Origin of the sequence: Actinoplanes sp. NPDC048791 (assembly GCF_040650095.1) — a bacterium.
Classification (GTDB): domain Bacteria; phylum Actinomycetota; class Actinomycetes; order Mycobacteriales; family Micromonosporaceae; genus Actinoplanes.
Genome location: NZ_JBEZGQ010000935.1, coordinates 1 through 3,282 on the forward strand (window position 1 = coordinate 1; position 3,282 = coordinate 3,282).

At 75.0% G+C, this 3,282-nt stretch carries 3 protein-coding genes; 1 reads left to right on the plus strand and 2 read right to left on the minus strand.

Annotated features, from left to right (window positions below):
• The coding region (locus AB0C29_RS40010; protein WP_360832046.1) for a phospho-sugar mutase at positions 1-1,283 on the plus strand (1,283 nt) is incomplete at its 5' end.
• A 38-nt stretch (positions 1,284-1,321) separates the two neighbouring features.
• Here AB0C29_RS40010 and AB0C29_RS40015 read toward each other — a convergent pair.
• A complete protein-coding gene (locus AB0C29_RS40015; RefSeq protein ID WP_360832049.1) occupies positions 1,322-2,005 on the minus strand; it encodes a GPP34 family phosphoprotein in 684 nt (227 codons plus the stop codon).
• Positions 2,002-3,282: CDP-glycerol glycerophosphotransferase family protein (locus tag AB0C29_RS40020; RefSeq protein ID WP_360832052.1), on the minus strand; the 1,281-nt coding region annotated here is incomplete at its 5' end. The genes AB0C29_RS40020 and AB0C29_RS40015, both read right to left, overlap by 4 nt.

A 3,282-nucleotide genomic window follows, 5' to 3' on the forward strand; every position in this document is an offset into this window, starting at 1 on the left:
CCCGCCCGATGCCGACGCCGGTGCTGGCGTACGCGGTGCGTCAGCTGGACGCCGTGGCCGGGGTCATGGTCACCGCCAGTCACAACCCGCCCCAGGACAACGGCTACAAGGTCTACCTGGGCGCTCAGCTGGGCGGTCCGGCCGGGGCCGGCGCGCAGATCGTCCCGCCCGCCGACGCGGGCATCGAGGCGGCCATCCAGGCGGTCGGGCACGTGGCCGAGGTCCCGCTGGGTGAGCCGGGCACGGTCCTCGACGAGACGATCATCCAGGGGTACGTGAACAGCGCGGCCGCCGTCGTCGCCGCCGGCCCCCGTGACCTGAAGGTGGCGTACACGCCGCTGCACGGGGTCGGTGGCCAGGTGCTCGCCGCGACGTTCGCCGCGGCCGGTTTCGCCGCCCCGGCCGTGGTCGCCGAGCAGGCCGAGCCGGACCCGGCGTTCCCGACCGTCGCGTTCCCCAACCCGGAGGAGCCCGGCGCGATGGACCTGCTGCTGGCCCTGGCCGGACAGACCGGTGCCGACCTGGCCATCGCCAACGACCCCGACGCCGACCGCTGTGCCATCGCGATCCCCGGCGCCGAGCCGGGCAGCTGGCGGCCGCTGAGCGGCGACGAGCTGGGCGTACTGCTCGCCGACCACCTGATCCGGCGCGGCGTGCCGGGCACGTACGCGACCACGATCGTCTCCTCGACGCTGCTGCGGGCCCTGTGCACCGCCCGGGGCGTGCCGTACGCGGAGACCCTGACCGGCTTCAAGTGGATCGTCCGCGGCGCCGAGGAGCTCGCGTACGGCTACGAGGAGGCGCTGGGCTACTGCGTCGCGCCGGGGCTGGTCCGCGACAAGGACGGCATCACCGCGGCGGTGACCGTGGCCGACCTGGCCGCCACGCTCAAGGCCGAGGGACGTTCGCCGGCCGATCGTCTCGACGAGCTGGACGCGGAGTTCGGCGTGCACCGCACCGGGCAGGTCTCGCTGCGGGTCGAGGACCTCGGCCTGATCACGAGCACCATGGCCCGGATCCGCCAGGACCCGCCGAAGAGCCTGCTCGGCGACCCGGTGACCGAGGTCGAGGACCGGCTGCCGGACGCCGACGTGCTGACCCTGCGGACGGCCCGGGCCCGGGTGGTCATCCGGCCGTCCGGCACCGAACCGAAGCTCAAGGCGTACCTGGAAGTGGTCGAGCCGGTGACCGACGGTGACCTGACCGCCGCCCGGTCACGCGCCGTGGCCGCGATGGACAGCGGGCTGCGCCCGGAGATCTCGGCCGCGCTCGGCCTGGCCTGACCGCCGGTGGCCGGGGCCGCCAGGGCCCCGGTCCCGCGTCAGATCACCTTCGGGGCGCCCAGCGCCGCGCTGATCGCCCGGCTCAGGGTGGCCACCACCAGGGCGACGCTCGGGCGCACGATCGAGTCCTCGAGGTTCATGGAGCCGGAGAAGCCCGCTCCGCTGGCGATCTGCTCCAGCCGCTGGTGGGCCCGGGCGGCCTCCTCCGGCGGCAGCCGCAGAGCCGGCTCCATCCGGGTCGCCACGAGCAGCGTGGCCAGGGCCGCGGTCCGCTCGTCCGGCGGCGCGTCGGTGATCAGCGCCTCGGCCAGCCGCTTGCGGATCTCCGCCTCGAACGCGGGGTCCGCGGTCGGATAGCGGTGCACGTGGATGTGACCCATCTGGGTCTCGTCCACGTCACGCACCACGCCCCGCTCGATCAGGTCCTGCAGGACCCGGTTACGGAGGTTGTGGCGCAGCCGCTGCACCCACTGCGCGGGGGTGTGCGGGTCGTCCGCGGCGGCTTTGGCGAGCACCAGGTCGGCGATCGGGTCGCCGATCGGGGTCGGGTCGTTGACGACGAGGTTGCCGTTCACGTAGGCGATCCGGCCGGCCAGCGCGAGGTCCACCAGCACGGCCGCGGACATACCGAGGTCGAGCCCGATGCGGGAACCGGTCGCCTTGCCGGTCTGGTCGTCGTACGCGAGGAGGAGGAGTTCCTCAGCGAGCGCGATGGAGGTCATGGCAAAACGATAGTGGCCTCAGTCACGTCACCTCCACTGCCACTCCCCTTTCGGACAGCTGCGAGCAACCAGTCGACCAGCCGCTCGGCCGCCCGGCCGTCCCGTGCGGTCGCATATGTCTCCGCGAACGCCTTGGCCGCCCCCGCGTGTTCGGCGGCGACGGTGTCGAGCGCGCCCAGCGCCGCGGCCACCTCGGCGGAGGTGCTCAGCAGCGGTCCGGGAGCCACGGCGCCGAGGTCGACGTTGAGCCCGGGCGAAGCCTGGAACTCCGCCAGGTCGGGCACGTGGAGCAGGACCGGCCGGCCGGTGACCGCGAAGTCGGCCAGCAGGGTCGAGTAGTCGGTGATCAGCGCGTCGGCGGCCAGCAGCAGGTCGCCCACCTGCGGATATGCCGACACGTCGAGCACGCCGGGCACCAGGCCCAGCACGTCGTCGCCGAGCGCCGGATGCCGGCGGACGAGCAACGTGTGGCCGGGCGGCAGGGCGGCCACGACGGCGGGCAGATCCAGCAGCTTGCCCGGGTCGCTCCAGCCCCGCTTGCGCCAGTCCATCGGGCGCCGGGTGGGTGCGTACAGGATCAGCCGGGTGCCGGCGGGCAGCGCCAGGCGCGCGAGCACCGCGGCCCGGGCGGTCTCGGCGTCCATGGTGGTGAGCAGGTCGTCGGCCGGGCGCCCCCACTCCAGGACCGGGCCGCCGAACCGCAGCTCCCGGCGCAGCACCGGGGTGGCCGAGGGGCTCGGCGACGCCAGGGCCGTCCAGCTCGCCGCGTCGGAGTCGAGCTGGTCGATCAGCTCCTGGCCGAGCGGGTGGGCGACCGCCGTGGCCCCGGTGCGGGCGATCGGCCAGCCACCGGCCAGCCGGAGCACCACCTGACCGTCGGCCGGGCGGAACCAGCGCGGCAGGTCGTCGTTGGTGACGATCCAGCGGCTGGTGGTCAGGGCGGCGTACCAGGCCTCGCTGCCGTGGGTGACCGGCTCGGCGCCGGACGGCACCGGCTGGCCACGCTCGACCGTCCAGCGGGCGATCGGGGCCTGCGGCCGGCGGGTCAGCTCGGCCAGCAGAGCGGCCGGATCGTCGGCGAAGCGCCGGCCCGGTGCGGCGTCGAAGAGCACCGCGTCCCGCAGGGCGGGCCGGGCACCGGGCGAGGCGTACGCGGCGCGCAGACGGTCCTGCTCGGCCGGGTCGGGCTCGGGAGTCTCGACGACCAGGACGGTGCGCTCCTCGCCGGCCGAGCGCAGCACCGTGCGGGCCCCGTGGGCGGCGGTCGCCGAGGTCGG

Excerpts from the sequence above, each read along its gene's own strand:
- AB0C29_RS40015 (WP_360832049.1), bottom strand. The coding sequence starts at position 2,005 with ATGACCTCCATCGCGCTCGCTGAGGAACTCCTCCTCCTCGCGTACGAC.